The following is a 20553-nucleotide window of genomic DNA, read 5'->3' on the forward strand; positions in this document are numbered from 1 at the left end:
TGAGAATCCGATCCTCAAGTCGCGAAGCCGTGGGATTTAACGAAACAGCACAAATACGCCGCCCATCGCCGCCATGCCGATGATGAAGTGCCCGGCATCGATCAGGAACAAGGCAAAGCGTTTTCTCAGGAACAGGTAATTGATCCCGATGGCCGGGATCATCACCCCCACGGCAAAACCCACCGCCATCATCATCACCACATGCGGGGCGGGATCAGTGCGGGCGATAAGGTGCCACAACACCATCGCGACCAGCACTTCAAAGGCGAAGGTCAGGCCGAAAATCACGGCCATATTGCCCGATTGCAGATCGCGGTCGGAAAGCCCCGCCGCGCGCTGCCACGGCTTGGCGAACAGCACGCCGTACCACAGCGCCCCGACCACAAAGAACGCCGCGGCTCCGGCCAGCACGGGCCATAGGGCAAAATCACTCATCGGCGCGGCTCCTTATGTGGGCATGGCAGGGGCGCACAGCGCGCTAGATCACATAGGCGAATTCTTCCTCGGCGGGCGTTGCCTTGCGACCGCGCATCTCGGCATCGAGCTGCACCACCGTGCGGCTGGCGGTCTTGACGAACAGCCCGGGCACGATGGCGTGCACCATGCAGGCAAGTCCGCCTGTAACCATGCGCCAGCCAAAGCGCCACGCGGTGCGGGCGTGCTGAGTGTAGGTTTCGCCAATGGCGCGCGGGTGTTCGGTGAAAAGCTTTGCGATCATGCGCGCGACATTGCCTCTTAGGCCAGCCCGAGGTCAAGCCCGGCGAGACTGGGCGCGGCGCGGCCTCTAGCGCTGGGGCCGCGCACGGTGTAGAGGCGCGCCGCTATGAACGCCCCCGCAACCACACTTCCCGAGCCCAAGAAGATCGGCATGGTCAGCCTTGGCTGTCCCAAGGCTCTGGTCGACTCCGAGCGCATCCTCACCCGGCTGCGCGCCGATGGCTATGCCTTTGCCGAAGATTACGCGGGCGCCGATGTGGTGCTGGTCAACACCTGCGGGTTCCTCGACAGTGCCAAGGAAGAAAGCCTTGCCGCCATTGGCGAGGCGATTGCCGAAAACGGCCGCGTGATCGTGACGGGCTGCATGGGCGAGGAAGCGGACGCGATCCGCGCCGCCCATCCGCAAGTGCTCGCGATCACCGGGGCGCATCAATATGAACAGGTGGTCGAGGCGGTGCACACCCACGCTCCGCCCGCGCAAGGCCCGTTCATCGACCTGATCCCGCAGCCGTCCGATACGGATATCAAGCTGACGCCGCGCCACTACAGCTATCTCAAGATTTCCGAAGGCTGCAACCACGCCTGTGCCTTCTGCATCATCCCGGCGCTGCGCGGGAAACTCGCCAGCCGCCGGATCGATGCCGTGCTGCGCGAGGCGGAAAAGCTGGTGGCAGCGGGGACGCGCGAATTGCTGATCATCTCGCAGGACACCAGCGCCTACGGGGTCGATACCCGCCACGAGACCCGGTCGTGGAAGGGGCGAGAGGTGCGCGCCCATATGACCGATCTCGCCCGCGAACTGGGCGGTCTGCGCACGCCCGATGGCCAGACCCCGTGGGTGCGGCTGCACTATGTCTACCCCTACCCCCATGTCGATCAGGTCATCCCGCTGATGGCAGAAGGGCTGCTGACGCCCTATCTCGACATCCCGTTCCAGCACGCGAGCCCCAAAGTGCTCAAACTGATGAAGCGCCCCGCGAACGAGGCCAAGGTGCTCGAACGGCTCAAATCGTGGCGCGCCATCTGCCCCGACATCGCCATCCGTTCCTCCTTCGTGGTGGGCTTCCCCGGCGAGACCGAGGAGGATTTCCAATACCTGCTCGACTGGCTGGAAGAAGCCCAGCTTGATCGGGTCGGCGCCTTCCGCTTCGAACCGGTCGAGGGTGCTGCCGCGAACGCGCTGCCCGATCAGGTGCCCGAAGCGATCAAGGAAGAACGCTACGCGCGGATCATGGAAGTGACCGAGCGTATCTCGGCCGCCAAGCTTGCCGCCAAAATAGGGCGCACGCTGCCTGTCATTATCGACGAGGTGGGTGAGCCGGACGAAGATGGCGACATCGGCGCGACCGGCCGTTCACAGGCCGATGCGCCGCAGATCGACGGAGCGGTGTATCTGCGCAACGTGCCCGCGACCCTTGTACCGGGTGACATCGTGCAGGCCACCATCGAAGATGCCGATGCGCATGATCTGTTCGGCGTGATTGGCTGATCTGCTGCGCCGTCAATGCAAGCGGCGCGGCGGCTCGGGCGCAAAGCGCCAGCAGCGCAGTTCCACGCCGACACCCTGCATCCGCTCGATCCCCGGCACGGCCAGCACCCCACTGAGCGAGGCATTCTCCCCGCGCCACAACCGATCAAATGCGCGCGCAGCCTCGCTGCGGGTGCAATGCCCGCCCAGTTCGCGGATGATGCGGCAGATCGTTTCGATCGCCACCACCCGCGGCACATTGGCGTAATAGACGAGGCCAGGGCTGGCATCGGGCCGGTCTTCATCGGGGTGCACCATTTCGTCCCAATCGAGCCCGGCATACCATTCGATTGCGCGCCAGCCTTCGGCAAGATGCGCCGCACTGGTCGCCAGCGCGCGCACATCAAGCCAATCGCTGTTCGCGAGATGCGCGCGCATCTGCACCCGGTCGAAATCGCGGTTGGCGTTCGAAGGGTCTTGCGCCGCGATGATCCCGGCGCGCGCGGTCACCTCGGCCAGTTCGCCCTTGCGCCAGCCCAGCAGCGGACGCAGCAGCAGCAATTCATTATCATCGAGCAAGCTGACCGAGCGGACCGCCGCCAAGCCTGACAGCCCGCTGCCCCGGTTGAGCCGCAGCAACAGGGTTTCGGCCTGATCATCGGCATGGTGCGCCGTGGCAAGCGCCCCCAGCCCGCGCGCCTGCGCCCATTCGCCCAGCACGGCATAGCGGGCGCGGCGCGCCTGCGCTTGCAGATTGCCGGGCGGGACATCGGCTTGGAGCGCGGCAAAGGGGATCTTGCGTTCGGCACAGACCTGCTCGACCAGCGCCACTTCGCCCGCAGCCTCGGGTCGCAGCCTGTGATCGACACTCGCCACCGCGATGCGCCCCGGCAAGGCGGCATGGGCCAGCAGCAGCAAGGCGAGGCTATCCGGCCCGCCCGACACTGCTAGCCCGAGCGCGGCCCCATCGCGCACATCGCGCGGCCAAAGCGCTTCGAGATCAGCGGCAAAGCGCTCGACCAGATCGGGATCGATCAGCTGCACTTCACCTTGGCGCGATTGGCCTGATACTCACCGGCCAGCCGCCCGGTTGCAACCGCCGGATAGGTCTCGCCAAACTCGGCAAGCGCGATGCAGGCGCGCTTGGTGTCCTTCATAGCGATCATCGAGACCCCGAGATACAGCAGGCTGTCGGCGGCGCGATCGCCATTCTTGTCGGCCTGATAATTGCGCAGGAACCAGCGCGCCGCTTCTTCGGCCATGCCATCATCGAGGTAGGCGCGTCCGAGCAGGTTGCGGCCAAAGCTGATCCGGCGATGACGCGGGTATTGTTCGACAAACAGCGTCAGCTGCTGGCGAGCTTCGGGGTAGAAACCGGCATTCCACAGGCGGAAACCATAGGAATATTCATCATCGCCGGGGTCTTCGGTCTGTGGCTTGGCAATCGCCTGCACCGCGGCCAGCCGGGCAGCATTGGGCGCGGGCGCCGCTGCCGAGGTTGCCGGACGGGTGGCGGGGGCAGTGCCCGACATGGCAGCGAGATTGCCCGCGGTCGCGTTGGGGGCGGCAGGCAAGGCCGCCGCTGGCGCGCCCGCCGTGGGCGTAACACCCGGCATGCCAGCCGGATTGCTTGGCCCGCCTGCTTCAAGCGCGGCGAGCCGCCGCTCCATTTCGGACAGGGTGTTGGCCTGTTCTTCCGAGCGCGCTGTAAGACGCTGCATCTGCAATTCGAGCGCATCGAGCCGTGCCAGCACATCGGTCAGCGCGCTCGCCGTCGGCGCGGTCGTGGCGGGCATGGTCGGCGCTGTCTGGCTGCCCGGCTGGATCTGCGGTTCGAAGAAACGGGCATCGCCGCCCGGAAAGACCTTGCGCTGGAGCGCGCGGACTTCGGCTTCGAGCTTGCGGATGCGGGTTTCATCGGCGCTGTCCTGCGCGGCAACCGGCAGCGGTGCAGCGGCCAGCACGGCACCGACAAGCAGCGCTCCGGCCGTCCGCTGCACGAGAGTCTGCAAGGTGATTGTCATGGCGTCTCAAGCTCCCTTTGGCTGCCCTGGGTGATGCCAAGCCCCGGATGAATGACAGCGAAACTCCTGCCGCCTTGCGTCCGCCAAGTCGAGCCTTGCCCCTGCGCTATTCACCGCAAAATTGGCGTTATGTTGCGGCTTATTCGCCACTTTCCGCCGAGGCGGTCGGTTCGGCGGCAGGCGCCGGGGCTGTGACCGTCTCCGCTTCGGGAGCAGGCGCCGAATTGGTGACGACCGGAGGCCGCGTCGCGGCCCTGCGCTGGCGCATCACCGGGGCTGAATTCGCAGGGGTCACCGCTGCCGGCACTGTGCCTGCACGGGCCAGCAGAACAGCGGCGGCAACCGGCTCGCTTGCGAGCACCACGGGGCGCTCGGCCAGGGGAGCAGCGGGCTGGCCATCGATAGTCAGCGCCAGTGCATCGGGCCGCGCGGTGTTGAGCCGCGGATCACGCGCCGTGGTCGGCACGGTAAAGCTTTCGCCCTTGGTGAGGGTCTTTTCGAGATAACGCGCGCCGCCTTCCTCGAACAGGCGCACCCAGACGCCATCGTCCAGCGCGGTGAACACCACCGTGTCGCCGCCGGTCGGCGCGGGGAGCGCGGCAGGCGTCGGCTCCGTCACCACCGGCTCCGGGGTTTCGGCAACGACGGGCGGCGCGCCCTCGCCAGCGCGGAAATACTCCGAAAACCACGCAAACAGCCCGGCAGCGAGCAGCACGGCCGCCAAAGCGCCTGCCCAGGCGAGCCCTTGCGACGGCAGCTTGGCGGGATCGCCTGGCTCCATGCCGCCAGCCATGGCACCGCGCGGTTCGCTGCTATCGCCCAGCTCGGCGCGCACCGCCTTGGTGACCTCCGCCTCGTTGAGCCCCATGGCCCGCGCATAGGTGCGGGCAAAGCCGATCGCATAGGTGCGCGAGGGCAGGGAATCGAACGCGCCCGCTTCGATCACCTCAAGCTGACGGATGGGGATGCGGGTGCGCGTCGCAATATCGGCGAGCGAAAGCGATTGTTCCTCGCGGGCGCGACGCAACATCCCGCCGGCACCCGAGTGGGTTTGTTCAGGCTCTGCGCCCGCGCTGTTATCCTGTTCGCTGTTCATGACCCGATCCGCTTTGCTGGGCCGCCGTTGCCCATCCATGGAAGCTGTGCACACAGCCGATGAGAGCTTGCCAAGTCAAGGGCGCTGTGCCCGCTTTCGCCAAGCCGTGCAGCAACCCCGATCAATCATATTCAATGCCCCGTTCATCGGCCCATAGCGCCAGTTCATAGCGCAGGTTTCGCCCCGGATCGGAAAGCCAGCCATTCATGGCAGTGGTGATCTCGTCGAGATCCACCTTGCGGATCAGCTCTTTGATCGGGCCCACCGCGGCGGGCGTGATAGAGAGGCGGCGATACCCGATCCCGAGCAAGGCCAGCGCTTCGAGGCGGCGCCCGCCCATTTCGCCGCAGACGCCGACATCAACACCTGAACCAATGCTCGTCTGCATCACCCGCTTGAGGAACCGCATGATCGACGGGCTGAGCCAGTCATAACGTTCCGCCAGCTTGGGATTGGCGCGGTCAGCCGCGAACAGGAACTGGGTCAGATCATTGGTGCCGATCGACAGGAACGACAGGCGCGGCAGGAGATGATCGAGCACTTCTGCCAAGGCCGGCACTTCGAGCATCGCGCCGAAATGAATGCGCTCGGGCAGCAGCCGCTTCTTGGCGCGCAGGAAGGCGAGCTGTTCATCGAACACCGCCTTGGCATCGTCAAACTCCCACGGTTCGGAGACCATCGGGAACATCACATAGAGCGAGCGTCCGGCAGCAGCCTCGAGCAGCGAGCGTGCCTGCGCCTTCATCAGGCCTTCGCGTTCGAGCGCAAGCCGCAGCGCGCGCCAGCCCATTGCCGGGTTTTCATCATGCTCGCCGCTGCCCGCAGCCAGGTAGGGCACCGATTTGTCGCCGCCGATATCGACCGTGCGGAAGATCACCGGCTTGTCGCCCGCGGCATCGAGCACGTCGCGGTAAAGCCGCGTCTGGCGCTCGCGCTGCGGCAAGGTGGCGGAGACGAGGAACTGGAATTCGGTGCGGAACAGACCCACGCCGTCCGCCCCTGTCATCGCCAGCGCGCTCATATCATCGCGCAGACCCGCATTCATCATCACCTGGATGCGCGTGCCGCAACGCGTGAACGGCTCGACATCCCGCAGCGACGCATAGGCCGCCTGCTTTTCGCGCGATTTGGCAAAGCGGGTCTGAAACGCCTCGGCCACCTGCGGCAAGGGGCGAATGATCGCGTGGCCCGCATTGGCATCAAGCAGCACTTCATCGCCTTCGCGGATCACACCGCGCAGGCTCTTGGCGCGGCCCAGCACCGGCACATTCATCGCCCGCGCGACAATCACCACATGCGCGGTGAGCGAGCCTTCCTCGAGGATCACGCCCTTGAGCCGTCGGCGATCATATTCGAGCAATTCGGCAGGCCCGAGATTGCGCGCGATCAGGATGGTATCGCGCCGCAGGCCCTGCGATGCGGCTGTGCCGAGCTGGCCCGACACGATCCGCAGCAGGCGATTGGAGAGATCTTCGAGATCGTGCATCCGTTCGGCGAGCAGCGGATCATCGATCTCGCGCATCCGCATCCGGGTGTGCTGCTGCACCCGCTCGATTGCCGCTTCGGCGGTAAGGCCACTGTCGATCGCCTCGTTGATACGGCGGGACCAGCCTTCGTCGTAAGCGAACATCTTGTAGGTTTCGAGCACCTCTTCATGCTCGCCCCCGACGCCGAATTCGGCTTGCCCGGCAAGACCATCAATCTGCTCGCGCATCCGGGCAAAGGCGCGATAGACCCGCTGGCGCTCGGCCTCGGTGTCCTCGGCCATCACCTGCGTGATTTCGACGCGCGGCTGGTGATAGACGGCAAAGCCCGAACCCAGCCCTTTAACCAGTGTCAGGCCGGAGACAGTCTGCGGCCCGGTCTGCTCGGCGGTGAGCCCGCGGGCTTCTTCCTCGTCGACCAGTTCGGCATTGGCGATCAGCTCGCTCAGCACCATCGCAGTGGTCTGAAGCGCCTCGATCTCGACCTCTTCGTAGCGGCGCGGCTCGACATGCTGGACGCACAGCACGCCCACCGCGCGTTCGCGATAGACAATCGGCACCCCGGCAAAGGAATGGAACTTTTCCTCGCCCGTTTCAGGGCGATACTGGAAATCGGGATGGGCCTTGGCCTCAGCAAGATTGAGCGTCTCGACCTTCTGCGCAATCGCGCCGGTCAGCCCCTCGCCGATCGCCATGCGGGTGACGTGCACCGCGCTCTGGTTGAGGCCGCGGGTCGCGAACAATTCGAGCATGCCTTCGCGCAGGAGGTAGATCGAGCACACCTCGCTCGAAAGGCATTCGCCGATGATTTCGACGACCTGATCGAGTTTGCCCTGCGCATGGAGGCGCGAGGCCATGACTTCCGTGAGGCGGGTAAGAATCTGGCGGGCGGCAGCAGCAGCGGTCATAGGCCCCAAGGCTTAAGGCCAGTGGGCGCGAAAAGCAAAAGGGGGTTTTGCCGCCGCGCTGCCATCCGCCTGCCCGTCAGGCGCGGGCAATTTCCTCCTTGAGCCGGAGCTTCTGCTTTTTCAGAGCTTGGAGTGTTCCGGCATCAGGGATGGGCCGTGCCATTTCCTCTCGCAAGCGGGCTTCGAGCCCGGCGTGCTTGGCGGTGAGAGCCTCGAGGTGGGAAGACAGGGCTTGTGATGCCATAATCGCATACTCCTTCCAGTTCGGGGGTCTGCCCCCGGGAAAGCGACTCGGCGCACAACGCGGCCGAGCCGCAGGTTCAAGTTGAACCATATTCAGGCTAGCTTTGAAAGCACTTCCGGATGATGAACGGATGTCTTGCGGTTGACTTGCGGCCAAACGAGCATGGCGCATCTTTTGCGCAGCGCGAATGCGGCGCGAACGGGTTGCACGCTTGCTCATTGGCGCGCTTCATCGCATAGCGCCTCGGGCACGGCTTTGGGACACGGGTTTCACAACAGATGAACGAGCAGGAACTGCGCAAACGGCTTGAATTGCTGCGCACCGAGCACCGTGATCTTGATGCGGCGATTGCCGCGCTCACCGAAGCCGCCCGGCAGAATGCCTTTGCCGATCAACTCCAGATCGCCCGCCTCAAGAAGCGCAAGCTGCGCCTCAAGGATCAGATCGCGATCATCGAGGATACGCTGCTGCCCGACATCATCGCGTGAGGCGGAGCGGGCGCGTGCAATACGCGCAAAAACGTACCGCAGCGGGACGGATCCAAATAGGGGCGGGAAATTAACCATGCACCGGTGGCGTGCTAGCCTGGGAGCGGATATTCTTCGCCCCAATGACAGCGCGAACCACCAATCTTTCCCGCCCGATCATCGAGGCGCTTTACACCGAAGCACTGTTGCTGACGGATGATGTGCGCGCGGTGTTTGCGCTCGGCATCCGGGAGCCTGTCGGGCCCGAGGATACGATGATGCGGCTTGCGCTCTCGACCGAGGGGCTGAAAACCACCACCCGCATGATGCATGTGCTGGCATGGCTGCTCAACCAGCGCGCGCTGTTCGCCGGGGAACTCAACGAAACCCAGATGCGGCGCCACGGCGCGCTGCCACCCGATCGCGGTTCCGATCCCGAGCATCTGGCGATGCTCGAGCCGGAAACCCGCGCGCTGATTGCCGAGACCGAACACCTGCATCGCCGGATTGCCCGGCTGGATGAGGCGTGGCGCCAGCGCTTCACGATGGATTCGCCGGCGCGCGCCTTTCAGGAACGGATTGGCCGCGAACTTGGCCGATTGAGCGACCGCACCGGCTAGGCCGCGCGCAAGGCGTGTTGCCAGCGGGCGAGCCGCTCGTCACGCACCGCATCGGCCATGGCGGGCTCGAACCGCATCGCCTGTCCGCGCATCGCCGCGGCCGCGCTGCCAAGCGCGGGATAGAGCCCTGCCCCGGTCGCAGCCAGCATTGCCGCGCCGAGCGCGGTGGTCTCGACAAAGGCTGGCCGTTCGACCGGCACGCCGAGCACATCGGCAAGATCCTGCGCCATCCAGTTATTGGCCGACATCCCGCCATCGATCCTGAGCGTCTGCCATTCGGCCCCGTCCGCCGCAAAGGCCCGCGCGAGATCATAGGTCTGATGCGCCATGGCCTCGAGCGCGGCACGTGCGAGCTGCGCCTTGCCGCTCGAGAAGCTGAGCCCGGCAATCACCCCGCGCGCCTCGGCCCGCCAATGCGGCGCGCCAAGCCCGGACAGGGCAGGGACGATCACCACCCCGCCGCTATCGGGGATCGAACGGGCGAGTTCCTCGGTCTGGCTGGCGACTTCGACAATGCCGAGCGAATCCCGCAGCCACTGGACAAGGCTGCCCGCGACGAAAACCGAACCTTCAATGGCGTAAATGCGCTCGCCGCCAAGCTGGGTCAGCACAGTGCCGAGCAAGCGATTGGTCGAACGGGGGATCGCGCTGCCACGGTTCGCCAGCACAAAAGCGCCCGTGCCATACGTCGCCTTGGTCTCGCCCGGGGCAAGGCAGGCCTGCCCGATCGTGGCTGCCTGCTGATCGCCGACAAGGCCGGTGATCGGGATGGCACGCCCGAACAGCGCGCTTTCGGTAGCAGCCAGTGCGCCTGCCATATCGGTCACCTGCGGCAGCGCGTTCATCGGCACACCGATCAGATCGCACAGCCCCGCATCAAAGCCGGGCGCGGCAAGATCCATCAGCAGCGTGCGGCTGGCATTGCTCGCGTCGGTGATATGCGCCCCGCCCGAAAGCTTGAAGGTGAGCCAGCTTTCCACTGTCCCGAAGGCGAGCGTGCCGCGCTCGGCCGCCGCACGGACTTCGGGCACATTATCCAGCATCCAGCGCATCTTGGTGCCCGAGAAATAGGGATCGAGCAGCAAGCCGGTGCGCGCCTGTACCTCGGCCTCGTGCCCGGCCTCGCGCAGCGCCATGCAGAAGGGCTCGGTGCGGCGATCCTGCCAGACAATGGCGCGGGTCAGCGGCTCGCCGCTCGCCTTGTCCCACGCCACCACCGTCTCGCGCTGGTTGGTGATTCCGATGGCGGCGATCCGTTCCGGCCCGCCGGCGCGCGCGATCATCTCGGCCGCACAATCGCGGGTGCGCTCCCAGATTTCGTGCGGACAATGCTCCACCCAACCGCTTTGCGGATAATGCTGGGTCAACTCGCGCTGGCTGGTGCCGATACAAGCCCCCTCGGGCGTAAACAGCATCGCGCGCGTGGACGTGGTGCCTTCATCGAGCACCAGAATATTCTGTGACATGGGATCTCCCTCTCTCGCACGTGACTTCTGCCACGCTGCCCGGCATATGCAAGGGCATGGCCGATATTCCTCCCAAGCCCTGGCCGACAGGCCTTGCCGAACAGGTTGAACCGCTGGTGCTGCGCGTGCTGGCGCCCAATCCGTCGCCCTACACCTACACCGGCACGCAGACCTATGTGGTAGGCCCGGTGGATGGGCCGGATTGCGCGGTGATCGATCCCGGCCCCAACGAGGCCGCGCATATTGATGCGATCATCGCGGCGATCGGCGGGCGCAAGGTGGTGGCGATCATGTGCACGCATACCCACCGCGATCACTCCCCCGCCGCCGCGCCGCTCGCCACCAGGACGGGCGCGCCGATTGTCGGCTGCGCGCCGCTGATGCTGCAAGTCGCCGGGCCGCGTTCGGACGAGGCTTTCGATCCGACCTATGCGCCCGACCGGGTGCTGGCCGATGGCGAAGGGATGCGCGGTGCGGGCTGGACGCTCACCGCCGTCGCCACACCGGGGCACACCTCGAACCACCTGTGCTTCGCGCTCGAAGAAAGCGGCGCGCTGTTCACCGGCGATCACGTGATGGGCTGGTCAACCAGCGTCGTCATCCCGCCCGATGGCGACATGGGCGATTACATGGCGAGCCTCGAGAAATTGATGGCGCGCGATGACACGCGCTACCACTCGGCTCACGGCGCGGCGATCGAGAAGCCCAAGCAATTGGTGCGCGGCATGATCGGCCACCGCCGCCAACGCGAAAACCAGATCATGCGGCTGCTGGCCGAGGAAGCCCGCCCTGTCAGCGCTTTCATTCCGGCGATGTACAAGGGGCTCGACCCGCGCCTGATCCCCGCTGCGGAGATGAGCGTGACGGCCCATCTGCTCGATCTGGAGAAGCGCGGGATGGCGCTTTGTGCAGGGGACATCTGGCAAGCAGCCTAAAGTCTTGTTTATTTGATTTATTTCTGCTGCAATCCGCCTTCGGTGAACCATCAGGAGGGTATCGCCATGGCTACGAATGTACCTGCCGCCGCTGCTGTCGTGACGGAGCGCGAGGCGCGATTTTACTTCCTTCTGGCCTGCGCGATGGCGCTGGTGCTGGTTGGCGGTTTCTCCTTTCATCTAGCGATGGGCTGGTCGAGCTTTGCTGCGCCACTTGTTGTGCATGTCCATGCCGTGCTGTTCATGGGCTGGCTCGGCTTCTACGTCTTTCAGAATTATCTCGTCGCCAGCGGCAACGTGGCGGTTCACCGCAAGCTCGGCTGGGTGGCCGTGCCATGGATGATCGGATTGCTGGGCATGGGTGTGGCGATCACAGTGCACACCACGCAGCAGGGCCGGGCGCCGTTCTTCTTCCTGCCGCAGCACTTTCTCCTCGCCGACATCGCGATGCTGCTGTGCTTCCTGATCCTTACGAGCGCTGCCCTCGTCATGCGCCGCAGCACCGACTGGCATCGCCGCTTGCACTTGTGCGCGATGGCCGCGCTGCTGGGGCCGGGTTTCGGGCGGGTGCTGCCCATGCCCTTCATGGGGCCCTACAACCTTGAGATCGCATCCGGGCTCGGCGTGATCTTTCCACTCGTGGCCATGGCCCGCGATGCGCGGAGCGGAGCCTTGCATCCCGCCTGGACCTGGGGCCTGCCTGCAATCCCGCTGACGCTGCTTGCTGTCCATCTCCTCGCCCACTCGGCGCTGGGTGCTGCCATCTACACGGCAACAGGTGCCGGGACGCCGGGCGAGCTTGTCTCGGGCCTGTCTTATGGTCCACCCCCGCCCGACATGTAAGGCCAGCGTTTTTCGCTCGAAAATCGCGGGCCGTTCCCTATATCGCGGGCAACACGTGATCACGGGGACCGACGCATGAGCATCCTGACCAAGAACCCGACCGGCGCCGATCTGCTGGCCGAAATCGATCGCCTGCGCAAAGAGCGCAATGCCGTGATCCTCGCGCATTATTACCAGACACCCGATATTCAGGACATTGCCGACTTCGTGGGCGACAGCCTCGAATTGTCGCGCAAGGCGGCGGCAACCGATGCCGATGTCATCGCCTTTTGCGGGGTCAAGTTCATGGCCGAAACCGCCAAGATCCTCTCGCCGGAAAAGACCGTGATCCTTCCCGACATGGACGCCGGCTGCTCGCTTGAGGATTCCTGCCCGCCCAACAAGTTCCGCGCCTTCCGCGAAGCGCACCCCGATCACATCGCGCTCACCTACATCAATTGTTCGACCGAGGTGAAAGCACTCTCCGACATCATCGTCACCTCGTCCTCCGCCGAGACGATCCTTGCCCAGATCCCGCCGGAACAGAAGATCATCTTCGGGCCCGACCGCCACCTTGGCGGCTACCTTGCGCGCAAGTTCAACCGCGAGATGCTGCTGTGGCCGGGCGTGTGCATCGTGCACGAGGCGTTCAGCGAAACCGAATTGCTCAAGCTCAAGGAGCAATATCCCGATGCCCCGGTCGCCGCGCACCCCGAATGCCCGCCCTCGATCATCGATCATGCCGATTATGTCGGCTCGACCAGCGGCATTCTCCAGTTCGCCAAGACCTTCCCCGGCGACACGCTGATCGTGGCGACCGAACCCCACATCATGCACCAGATGGAAAAGGCCCTGCCCGAGAAAACCTTTATCGGCGCGCCGGGCGCTGACGGGAACTGCTCATGCAACATCTGCCCTTACATGGCGCTCAACACCATGGAGAAGCTCTACGTGGCGCTGCGCGACCTCGCACCGCAGATCCACATCGAGGAAGGCGTGCGGGTGAAGGCCAAGCGCAGCCTTGACCGGATGCTTGACATGGCGAGCGGGACTGTCGGGCTGGGCGATCTGGGGAAGGTGGCGTTCAGCGGGGATTGAGGGGGCAGCGTTAAATGAGCACAAGTGCGACATTAAGGCGATACACTAACGCCCTATCACTGCTTGATATTCTGAGGCACCAGCGCCTCACACTGCTTAATCCTTCCCGATGGTATGATCAGAATGACGCACTCGGCCTCAAGAGCTATGGTAGACATTTTGATAATATGTCGGTCTTTGCCGCTTGCTTCGCTGAAGGCGCAGAGCAAGCACATCATTGGCAAATTTTTGCTGGCGATGCTCATGGTGTCGCCATTATCTTCAATAAGGACAGACTTCTTCAAATATTTGATGCTTTAAAAGATTTTTACGAAATCCGTCACGGGCCAGTACTATACTGCAACCTCAAGCAATTGAGAGACCGAAGTCCGATACCCATTGAGCAGCTACCATTTCTAAAGCGCGAGACCTTCAAGGCGGAAGAGGAGTATCGTGTGGTAGCCCTAGACAATGCAATCTTTGGCACCGAGCTAATGCATATCCCGATCAGGTTAGATTGTATCGAAAGGGTGGTCTTAGGTCCGGGTATGCCTGACAGCCTTGCAAAGTCGCTCCGCGAGATCTCGATTGACCTGGAAGGTTGCTCCGAAATGAACTTCTCGAAATCGCGGTTGGTAAACAATGAGAGTTGGGCAGAAGCGCTCTCAGAGGCATTAGGCAAAGAGGCCCGCGAGAAGCTTGCCTAGGCCTTCGCCCGCGCCACCGCCAGCGCTGCGCCCACCAGCACCATGCCGGTGATATCCAGCGGCGAGAGCACTTCGCCGAACGCGAAGTAGCCATAGAGCGCCGCCACTGCAGGCTGGGTCAGCAAGGCCAGCCCGATGATCAGCGGCGGGAAATGCCCCAGCGCATAGACCATCAGCCCTTGCCCCACGAGCTGGCTCGAAATGAACAGGATGAGGATGGGCGTCCAGTCGGTCGGCCAGACTGGCTCACCCAGCATCAGCGCCACTGCCAGCAGCACCGGGCAGCCGAAGATGCTCACCCAGACAAGCAGGCTCCACGAACCGAACGCCTTGCGCGCATCCTGCAAGGTCAGCAGATAGACCGCATAAAGCAGCCCGGCAGCCAGGCAGAACAGATCGCCGATCAAGGTGCTGGTCGAGATTTCGAGACTGCGGCCCATCAGGATCGCCGCGCCCGCCAGCGCGAACAGGATCGCCAGCCCTTCAAGCGGCTTGGGCAAGACCCCGCGCGAAAGGAACACCCAGAACAGCAGCACGATCGAACCGGCATTGCCGAACAAGGTCGCATTGCCGATCCGGGTCATCTCGATCCCGATGTGCCAACTCGCCAGATCGAGCGCGAAGGTCACCGCGCCGAGCGCCACCAGCGCCAGCGTTTTCGCGCCCATCCCGGTGATCGGCTGGCGATTGATCCGCGCCAGCAGCACGAGGAAGGGCAACGCGAGGAATAACCGCCAGAACCCGGCCGAGACCGGCCCGGTATCGGCCAGGCGCACGAACCACGGCCCCAGCGCCAGCGCGATATTGCCCGCCAGCAGCGCGGCCAGCAGCAGCGCCGCCCGCCAACCGTGCGGGACGCTCAAAACTTTTGCTTGGACCGACCCGTCATTTTCCATGCTTGCGCCCTAGCCGCATCGCGCCCTAGTGCAAGTTGCAAAGAGCAATCGAAGGAGATCTCCCCCATGCACGAAGCCCTGTTCCAGCCGCTCCAGATGGGCGCGCTCCATGCCAAGAACCGCATCCACATGGCCCCGCTCACCCGCGGGCGCGCGGCCGATCCGATGTTCACGCCCAACGCATTGATGGCGACCTATTACCGCCAGCGCGCGGGCGCAGGCATGATCCTGACCGAAGCGACCGGCATCAGCCGCGAAGGCCTCGGCTGGCCGAGCGCCCCCGGCATCTGGAGCGACGAGCAGACCGAAGCCTGGAAGGCCACCACCACAGCGGTGCATGAAGAGGGCGGCCTCATCGTCATGCAGCTGTGGCACATGGGGCGGATCGTCCACCCGGTGTTCCTCGATGGCCAGCCGCCCGTCTCGGCCAGCGCCACCACCGCGCCGGGCGAGGCGCACACCCCGCAAGGCAAGCAGCCCTATGCGCAGGCGCGCGAAATGACGCATGAGGATATCAAGCGCACCATCGCCGATTATCGCCGCGCTGCCGAAAACGCCAAAAAGGCGGGCTTCGACGGCGTGCAGCTGCACGGCGCGAATGGCTATTTGGTGGACCAGTTCCTGCGCGACAGCACCAATCTGCGCACCGATGAATATGGCGGTTCGCCCGAAAACCGCACCCGTTTCATGCGCGAAGTGCTCGAAGCGCTGATCGATGTGTGGGGCGCGGACCGCGTTGGGATCCGCCTCTCGCCCAACGGCGAGACGCAAGGCGCCGATGACAGCAACCCGCCCGCAACTTTCGGTGCGGCGGCCAAGGTGTGCGAAGAGCTGGGCCTTGCCTTCGTCGAACTGCGCGAGCCGGGCCCGGACGGCACCTTCGGCCAGACCGATGTGCCCAAGCAGAGCCCGCTGATCCGCCAGATCTACACCGGCAAGCTGATCCTCAACAGCGACTACACCGCCGAGCAGGCGGAGGCCGACGTCACCAGCGGCAAGTGCGATGCGGTGAGCTTCGGCCGGCCCTACATCTCCAACCCCGATCTTGAAAAGCGGATCGCGGTCGGCGCGCACTGGAACCCGAACAAGGATGTGCCCAAGAGCTGGTACTTCCCGATCCCCGAAGGCTATGTCGATTATCCGACGCTCGCGGAAGAACAGGCGCAGGCAGCGGAGTAAACCGGTGCCCGGCAGCGTCCACTTGGGGCGCTGCCGGGAGCATCCTTGCGGTCCGCAAAGCGGCCTGAAAATCGCTCGTCCGGCGGACATCCATTCACACGGCATTCAGCGCAGCAACGGCTTTATTTCCCCCTCTTCATAGGGGGTTACGGTCACATGCAGCGGTTCGTATCGGTTCTCATAGTCATGGCGCTCGCGGCCGCGCAGCAGGCTAGCGCCAAGCCTGCCGCACCTGCGCAAAACGAGCTTAAGCTCCGGGTCGGCGAGACCCTTGCAGTCACGATCAACGATCAGCCCGTGCGCATCCGCCTCGAGCCGGACGCCATCTCCGTTCCCACCCTCAATGCCGACGTTGCGCAGCGCCTCGGGCTCAAGCCGAGCATGATCGGCTATATCTATGTCATCGGTCCCGAGCGGATCAGGTTCGGCACCGACAACGTGCCCTATCGCGCGGGCGATGCCGCCTTCAAGCGCCGCACCGCCTTCAGCAATCGGCAGCTGGTCGAGGGGGCGGACGGCGTCGCGGGCCCGGCGACCTTCCCCTTCCGCCGCACCGTCCTGACCCTGCGCGATCCGCAGCCCGGCGACCGCGCGGTCACCTTCCCGCTCGACGAGGAGATGGGCCGCACCCAGACCGGCACGACGATTGATGTCGGCGGGCGTCCCATCTACGTCGCCTTCAGTTTCGCCCGCGCGGAAAGCCTGGTGACCGCAACCGGGGGCAAATGGATTGCGGACGCGAATGGCGGGCAATTCAACGGCGAGGCACGCGAGGCGCCCGTTCTTTACGGCGTCTCCCGCCCCATCCGGTCGCTCAAGCTCGATCGGCCGCTGATGCTGGGCGAGCTCGAAGTCCGCAAACTCGCCGTGCGGGTGTCGGACATGGGCAATGCGCGCGGCATCGCCGAAGCGGCCCCGCCCGAACAGGACCCCAATGAAATCGTGGTGACAGCCGTGGGCAAGGGCAAGGTCCCGAGCCAGCGGCTTTACGCGGGGCTGGATACCATCGGCCACTGCGCATCAATCACCTATGATTTCGACGCGAAGACGATCACGCTGATGTGCCCCGCCCAGCCGTGAGGGGCGGCGGACGGGTGACGGCCTATTCCTGCGGCTGATCGCCAGCCGGGGCGGCGGGGGCCGCAGCGGGTTCGGCCGGCGCGCCCTCGGTGCCTTCCATCGGGGTGACATCAGGTTGCTGGGCGTCAACCTCGCTCGGCACCGGCCCCTCGCGCGGGGCGAGCGGCGCTTCGCTGCGCAATTGTTCAAGCGGGATCATGTCATCGCTGATCGCACCGCCAAGCACTTCGCCTTCGGCCCGTCCGCCCTTTTCCCCTGACGTGCCGCCGGGCCCGCTATCGCAGGCGGCAAGCGGAAGCAGCAGGCTGAAAGCAAGGGCGAGGCGTTTCATGAACATGTCTTTCGCGCGGCGCGATCAAGCGCGTCAAGAAAATCATCGCTGCGCGCCATCAGCGCTGCATCCCACGCCTCCTTGCTGACCGCGAGACCGAGCTTCGCCAGACTGGTGACGCCATATTCGGCAATCCCGCAAGGCACGATCCCGCCAAAATGCGCAAGATCGGGCGCGAGATTCACCGAGAAGCCGTGCATCGTCACCCAGCGCCGCACCCGAACCCCGATCGCGCCGATCTTGGCCTCGGAGCCGTCAATGTCGCGGGTCCAGATGCCGACCCGCCCTTCGGCGCGCCAGCTTTCCACTCCGAAATCGCGCAAGGTCGCGATCACCCAGCCTTCGATGGCATGGACAAAGCAGCGCACATCCTTGCCGCGCCGGGCAAGATCCAGCACGAGATAGCCGACCCGCTGACCCGGCCCGTGATAGGTGTAGCGCCCGCCGCGCCCGGCTTCGATCACCTCGAACCGCGGATCGACCAGTTCGGCTGGGTCGGCGCTGGTGCCAGCGGTGTAGACGGGGGGATGTTCGAGCAGCCAAATCAGTTCCGCTGCCGTACCCGCATGGACCGCGGCATTGCGGGCGTCCATTTCGGCCAGGGCCTGCGCATAGGGAACCTGCGCCGTTTCACGCCGCCATTCAATCGGAGCGGGCGCGGAAGGATGTTCTGCAACGCTTGCCATGGTGCGGCGGTGCAGGCATTCAGCATGGAGTGCAAGAGGGATTGTGGGCCGCGCGCGGTGCAATCCGGCTTGCTGTGTGAACGCAAGGGATAAACGGGCATGGCTGGCAAGAAACTCGATATGGGCGCAGCATGGAGCAGCGCCATGAGCCTGATCGCGCAGAACAAGGATACGGTGGGCGCGATTGTCGGCCTGTTTTTCTTCCTGCCCTATCTTGCCGTGGCGCTGCTCGTGCCCGAGGCGGCCAATCCGCAGCCCGCCGAGGTGGCGCCCGGTGCGAGCCCGGATGCAGCAGCCAAAGCTGCGATGGAACAGCTCACGGCAGCCTATGCCGATAACTGGCCCGTGCTGCTGGGCGTGACGGTGGCCCAATTCGTCGGCTCGCTGAGCCTGCTGGCGTTGCTCGGCAATCCCGACAGCCCGACCGTGGGGCAATCGCTGAAGCGCGGCCTTGGTGCAGCGCCGTCCTATTTCGTGGCGCAGATACTCTCAGCCCTGTTTATCGCGGTGGTGGTGGGCGTGCCGCTCGGGCTGGTGATGGCGGCAGCGCCCGGCGTGGCTGTGGCGGTTGCCGTGCTGGTGGCGATGGTGGCCGCGATCTATCTGTTTGTGAAGTTTTCGCTGCTCGCCCCCGTCATCGCCATCGAGGGTTTCCGCAACCCGATCACGGCGCTTTCGCGCTCGTGGAAGCTGACCAAGGGCAATTCGGTGCGCATTGCGATCTTCATGGCGTTGCTGATCCTGACAGTTGGGATCATCTCGTTGCTGGTCACGCTGGTGCTGGGACTGGTGTTCGCGCTGTTCAGCCCCGCGGCTGCGCAAATCGGCAATGCCGTCGCAGCGGGCCTCGTCAACACCGCGCTGGGCGTGATTTTCGTGCTGGTGCTCGCCGCGGTGCATCAGCAGTTGGCCGGGCCGAGCGGCGATCAACTCGCCGCGACCTTCGAATAGGGCTGATGATAGCGCGCCGCCATGGCCGACACTGACCCTGCTTTGACGACCGCGGCGCGCGGGCGCGCAACAACCGGCGCGATCCCGCCCTCGCGCATGGCGTTGCTGTTCACCGTCATGCTGGTGACGGCAGCGGGCAACACCGCGATGCAATCGGTGATGCCCTCGATCGGCACCGCCTTGCAGGTTGATGATGTGTGGATCAGCCTTGCCTATTCATGGTCAGCGCTGTTGTGGGTGGTGTGCGCGCCGATCTGGGCGCGGCGATCCGACAGGCGCGGCCGCAAGGCGATGATGGCGCTGGGCTTGATCGGCTTTGTGGTCTCGATGCTGCTGTGCGGGCTTTCGCTGTATGCAGGTCTCAACGGCTGGCTTTCGGCGCTTTGGACGCTGGTTGCCTTTGCCGCCGCGCGCAGCCTTTATGGCGGGTTCGGCAGCGCCGCCCCGCCTGCGGTGCAGGCCTATGTCGCGGCCCGCACACCGCGCGCGGAACGCACGCAGGCGCTCTCGCTGATTGCGTCCAGCTTCGGCCTTGGCACGGTGATCGGCCCCGCGCTCGCGCCGCTGATGGTGCTGCCGCTGCTTGGCTTCGGGCTGACCGGGCCGTTCATCTGCTTTGCCGTGATCGGGCTCGCCGCGCTGGTGCTGCTGCGCCTGCGCCTGCCCAATGATGAGCCGCAATTTGCCGCCAAGGCGGGGCCCACGCCCTATTCGAGCGGATCGGGCGCGCCGAGCGATCCGGGTGAAGGGGGGGCAGATCCCGAAAACGGGGAAGAGCCGCCGCGCCTTTCGTGGCTCGATCCGCGCTTGCGCCCATGGATCATCGCCGGTTTTTTCGGCGGCCATGCCCAGGCGATGGTGCTCGGGGTTTCGGGTTTTCTGGTGCTCGACCGGCTGGGGCTGCGCGATACGCCCACTGAAGGGGCCGGGCCCGTCGGCCTCGTGCTGATGAGCGGCGCGATTGCCACGCTGCTCGCGCAATGGGGCTTGATCCCGCGCTTCGATCTTGGCCCGCGCGCGGCGACCTTGTGGGGAATCGTGACGGCTGCCTTTGGCACGCTGGTGCTTGGCCTTGGGGAGAGCCTGCACACGATCGCGCTCGGCTATGCGATTGCCTCATTGGGCTTTGGCCTGTTCCGGCCCGGCACCACAGCGGGCACCTCGCTCGCGGTGAGCCGCGCCGAACAGGGGCAGGCCAGCGGCATTGTCGCCTCGCTCGCAGGCGCGAGCTACATCTATGCGCCCGCACTGGGCGTGTGGCTCTATGGCGTGTCGGACTGGCTTGGCTTCGGGCTGATGATCGCGCTGTGCGCGATTGTGCTGATCCTCGGCTGGCGCGGTTTGCAGGCAGATGAGGTGCTCACGCGCGAGCGGGCCTAGATCGCCCGCGATGAT

At 65.0% G+C, this 20553-nt stretch carries 22 protein-coding genes; 11 read left to right on the forward strand and 11 right to left on the reverse strand.

The window, feature by feature from the left end; all coding sequences use genetic code 11:
* Window positions 1-36 precede the first annotated feature (36 nt).
* Window positions 37-435, reverse strand: a complete 399-nt coding sequence (locus tag SOQ14_RS01440; protein ID WP_322896141.1) for a DUF1761 domain-containing protein — start codon at window positions 433-435, stop codon at window positions 37-39.
* Between the two features lie 43 nt (window positions 436-478).
* Window positions 479-718: a DUF6356 family protein gene (locus tag SOQ14_RS01445; RefSeq protein WP_322896143.1), complete on the reverse strand. Its 240-nt coding sequence runs from the start codon at window positions 716-718 to the stop codon at window positions 479-481.
* Between the two features lie 105 nt (window positions 719-823).
* Here SOQ14_RS01445 and rimO point away from each other — a divergent pair, with 105 nt between their 5' ends.
* Window positions 824-2206: a 30S ribosomal protein S12 methylthiotransferase RimO gene (gene rimO, locus SOQ14_RS01450; protein ID WP_322896145.1), complete on the forward strand. Its 1383-nt coding sequence runs from the start codon at window positions 824-826 to the stop codon at window positions 2204-2206.
* A gap of 12 nt (window positions 2207-2218) precedes the next feature.
* Here the strand turns inward: rimO and tilS are convergent, their stop codons facing one another.
* The 5 genes from tilS to SOQ14_RS01475 form a co-directional block, all read right to left on the reverse strand.
* The gene (tilS, locus tag SOQ14_RS01455; protein ID WP_322896147.1) at window positions 2219-3229 is read right to left on the reverse strand and encodes a tRNA lysidine(34) synthetase TilS; all 1011 of its coding nucleotides are present in this window, start codon (window positions 3227-3229) and stop codon (window positions 2219-2221) included.
* Window positions 3220-4209, reverse strand: a complete 990-nt coding sequence (locus tag SOQ14_RS01460; RefSeq protein ID WP_322896149.1) for a tetratricopeptide repeat protein — start codon at window positions 4207-4209, stop codon at window positions 3220-3222. The genes tilS and SOQ14_RS01460 overlap by 10 nt, the downstream gene beginning before the upstream one ends.
* Window positions 4210-4348: 139 nt before the next feature.
* Window positions 4349-5305, reverse strand: coding sequence for a helix-turn-helix domain-containing protein (locus tag SOQ14_RS01465; protein ID WP_322896151.1), 957 nt, complete (start codon window positions 5303-5305; stop codon window positions 4349-4351).
* A gap of 121 nt (window positions 5306-5426) precedes the next feature.
* A complete protein-coding gene (ptsP, locus tag SOQ14_RS01470; RefSeq protein ID WP_322896153.1) occupies window positions 5427-7697 on the reverse strand; it encodes a phosphoenolpyruvate--protein phosphotransferase in 2271 nt (756 codons plus the stop codon).
* Window positions 7698-7773: 76 nt separating this feature from the next.
* Window positions 7774-7941 (reverse strand): YdcH family protein, encoded by a 168-nt coding sequence (locus SOQ14_RS01475; protein ID WP_322896155.1) that lies wholly within the window; start codon window positions 7939-7941, stop codon window positions 7774-7776.
* Window positions 7942-8219: 278 nt separating this feature from the next.
* Here SOQ14_RS01475 and SOQ14_RS01480 point away from each other — a divergent pair, with 278 nt between their 5' ends.
* Window positions 8220-8429, forward strand: coding sequence for a DUF465 domain-containing protein (locus tag SOQ14_RS01480; protein ID WP_322896157.1), 210 nt, complete (start codon window positions 8220-8222; stop codon window positions 8427-8429).
* 122 nt (window positions 8430-8551) lie between these two features.
* Window positions 8552-9028, forward strand: a complete 477-nt coding sequence (locus SOQ14_RS01485; protein WP_322896159.1) for a DUF1465 family protein — start codon at window positions 8552-8554, stop codon at window positions 9026-9028.
* On the opposite strand, the gene glpK is transcribed toward SOQ14_RS01485, so the two are convergent.
* Entirely contained in the window at window positions 9025-10494 is a 1470-nt protein-coding gene (glpK, locus tag SOQ14_RS01490) for a glycerol kinase GlpK (protein ID WP_322896160.1), read from the reverse strand. The genes SOQ14_RS01485 and glpK overlap by 4 nt on opposite strands.
* Window positions 10495-10550: 56 nt before the next feature.
* Here glpK and SOQ14_RS01495 point away from each other — a divergent pair, with 56 nt between their 5' ends.
* The 4 genes from SOQ14_RS01495 to SOQ14_RS01510 all read left to right on the forward strand — a co-directional run bounded on the left by SOQ14_RS01495 (window position 10551) and on the right by SOQ14_RS01510 (window position 14035).
* Window positions 10551-11429, forward strand: coding sequence for an MBL fold metallo-hydrolase (locus SOQ14_RS01495; protein WP_322896162.1), 879 nt, complete (start codon window positions 10551-10553; stop codon window positions 11427-11429).
* Window positions 11430-11495: 66 nt separating this feature from the next.
* On the forward strand, window positions 11496-12272 hold the full coding sequence (locus tag SOQ14_RS01500; RefSeq protein WP_322896164.1) for a hypothetical protein: 777 nt from the start codon (window positions 11496-11498) through the stop codon (window positions 12270-12272).
* Window positions 12273-12347: 75 nt separating this feature from the next.
* Window positions 12348-13349, forward strand: a complete 1002-nt coding sequence (nadA, locus tag SOQ14_RS01505; protein ID WP_322896166.1) for a quinolinate synthase NadA — start codon at window positions 12348-12350, stop codon at window positions 13347-13349.
* A gap of 14 nt (window positions 13350-13363) precedes the next feature.
* Window positions 13364-14035, forward strand: coding sequence for a DUF2971 domain-containing protein (locus tag SOQ14_RS01510; protein ID WP_322896168.1), 672 nt, complete (start codon window positions 13364-13366; stop codon window positions 14033-14035).
* On the opposite strand, the gene SOQ14_RS01515 is transcribed toward SOQ14_RS01510, so the two are convergent.
* Window positions 14032-14898, reverse strand: coding sequence for a DMT family transporter (locus tag SOQ14_RS01515; RefSeq protein ID WP_416232711.1), 867 nt, complete (start codon window positions 14896-14898; stop codon window positions 14032-14034). The two genes, SOQ14_RS01510 and SOQ14_RS01515, sit on opposite strands and share 4 nt — an antisense overlap.
* Before the next feature lie 99 nt (window positions 14899-14997).
* On the opposite strand from SOQ14_RS01515, the gene SOQ14_RS01520 reads away from it, so the two are divergent.
* Both SOQ14_RS01520 and SOQ14_RS01525 read left to right on the forward strand, forming a co-directional pair.
* On the forward strand, window positions 14998-16110 hold the full coding sequence (locus tag SOQ14_RS01520) for an alkene reductase (protein WP_322896172.1): 1113 nt from the start codon (window positions 14998-15000) through the stop codon (window positions 16108-16110).
* A gap of 156 nt (window positions 16111-16266) precedes the next feature.
* Window positions 16267-17190 carry a hypothetical protein gene (locus tag SOQ14_RS01525; RefSeq protein WP_322896174.1) on the forward strand — a complete coding sequence of 308 codons (924 nt, stop codon included), beginning with the start codon at window positions 16267-16269 and terminating at the stop codon, window positions 17188-17190.
* Between the two features lie 22 nt (window positions 17191-17212).
* On the opposite strand, the gene SOQ14_RS01530 is transcribed toward SOQ14_RS01525, so the two are convergent.
* A complete protein-coding gene (locus SOQ14_RS01530) occupies window positions 17213-17521 on the reverse strand; it encodes a hypothetical protein (protein ID WP_322896176.1) in 309 nt (102 codons plus the stop codon).
* On the reverse strand, window positions 17518-18207 hold the full coding sequence (gene lipB, locus SOQ14_RS01535; RefSeq protein ID WP_322896178.1) for a lipoyl(octanoyl) transferase LipB: 690 nt from the start codon (window positions 18205-18207) through the stop codon (window positions 17518-17520). Before lipB ends, SOQ14_RS01530 begins: the two co-directional genes overlap by 4 nt.
* Window positions 18208-18306: 99 nt before the next feature.
* Between lipB and SOQ14_RS01540 the strand changes: the two genes are divergently transcribed.
* A complete protein-coding gene (locus SOQ14_RS01540) occupies window positions 18307-19158 on the forward strand; it encodes a hypothetical protein (protein ID WP_322896180.1) in 852 nt (283 codons plus the stop codon).
* A gap of 21 nt (window positions 19159-19179) precedes the next feature.
* Window positions 19180-20538: an MFS transporter gene (locus SOQ14_RS01545; protein WP_322896182.1), complete on the forward strand. Its 1359-nt coding sequence runs from the start codon at window positions 19180-19182 to the stop codon at window positions 20536-20538.
* Window positions 20539-20553 lie beyond the last annotated feature (15 nt).

Source organism: Erythrobacter epiphyticus (assembly GCF_034653295.1).
Classification (GTDB): Bacteria; Pseudomonadota; Alphaproteobacteria; order Sphingomonadales; family Sphingomonadaceae; genus Erythrobacter.

Bases quoted from the DNA above. Each gene is read 5' to 3' on its own strand.
- SOQ14_RS01475 (WP_322896155.1), bottom strand. From the start codon at position 7,941: ATGGCATCACAAGCCCTGTCTTCCCACCTCGAGGCTCTCACCGCCAAG.
- SOQ14_RS01480 (WP_322896157.1), top strand. From the start codon at position 8,220: ATGAACGAGCAGGAACTGCGCAAACGGCTTGAATTGCTGCGCACCGAG.
- SOQ14_RS01545 (WP_322896182.1), top strand. From the start codon at position 19,180: ATGGCCGACACTGACCCTGCTTTGACGACCGCGGCGCGCGGGCGCGCA.
- glpK (WP_322896160.1), bottom strand. From the start codon at position 10,494: ATGTCACAGAATATTCTGGTGCTCGATGAAGGCACCACGTCCACGCGC.
- SOQ14_RS01440 (WP_322896141.1), bottom strand. From the start codon at position 435: ATGAGTGATTTTGCCCTATGGCCCGTGCTGGCCGGAGCCGCGGCGTTC.
- SOQ14_RS01485 (WP_322896159.1), top strand. From the start codon at position 8,552: ATGACAGCGCGAACCACCAATCTTTCCCGCCCGATCATCGAGGCGCTT.
- SOQ14_RS01495 (WP_322896162.1), top strand. From the start codon at position 10,551: ATGGCCGATATTCCTCCCAAGCCCTGGCCGACAGGCCTTGCCGAACAG.
- nadA (WP_322896166.1), top strand. From the start codon at position 12,348: ATGAGCATCCTGACCAAGAACCCGACCGGCGCCGATCTGCTGGCCGAA.
- SOQ14_RS01445 (WP_322896143.1), bottom strand. From the start codon at position 718: ATGATCGCAAAGCTTTTCACCGAACACCCGCGCGCCATTGGCGAAACC.
- rimO (WP_322896145.1), top strand. From the start codon at position 824: ATGAACGCCCCCGCAACCACACTTCCCGAGCCCAAGAAGATCGGCATG.
- SOQ14_RS01500 (WP_322896164.1), top strand. From the start codon at position 11,496: ATGGCTACGAATGTACCTGCCGCCGCTGCTGTCGTGACGGAGCGCGAG.
- SOQ14_RS01460 (WP_322896149.1), bottom strand. From the start codon at position 4,209: ATGACAATCACCTTGCAGACTCTCGTGCAGCGGACGGCCGGAGCGCTG.
- SOQ14_RS01525 (WP_322896174.1), top strand. From the start codon at position 16,267: ATGCAGCGGTTCGTATCGGTTCTCATAGTCATGGCGCTCGCGGCCGCG.
- SOQ14_RS01520 (WP_322896172.1), top strand. From the start codon at position 14,998: ATGCACGAAGCCCTGTTCCAGCCGCTCCAGATGGGCGCGCTCCATGCC.
- SOQ14_RS01540 (WP_322896180.1), top strand. From the start codon at position 18,307: ATGGCTGGCAAGAAACTCGATATGGGCGCAGCATGGAGCAGCGCCATG.
- ptsP (WP_322896153.1), bottom strand. From the start codon at position 7,697: ATGACCGCTGCTGCTGCCGCCCGCCAGATTCTTACCCGCCTCACGGAA.
- lipB (WP_322896178.1), bottom strand. From the start codon at position 18,207: ATGGCAAGCGTTGCAGAACATCCTTCCGCGCCCGCTCCGATTGAATGG.
- SOQ14_RS01510 (WP_322896168.1), top strand. From the start codon at position 13,364: ATGAGCACAAGTGCGACATTAAGGCGATACACTAACGCCCTATCACTG.
- SOQ14_RS01530 (WP_322896176.1), bottom strand. From the start codon at position 17,521: ATGAAACGCCTCGCCCTTGCTTTCAGCCTGCTGCTTCCGCTTGCCGCC.
- SOQ14_RS01465 (WP_322896151.1), bottom strand. From the start codon at position 5,305: ATGAACAGCGAACAGGATAACAGCGCGGGCGCAGAGCCTGAACAAACC.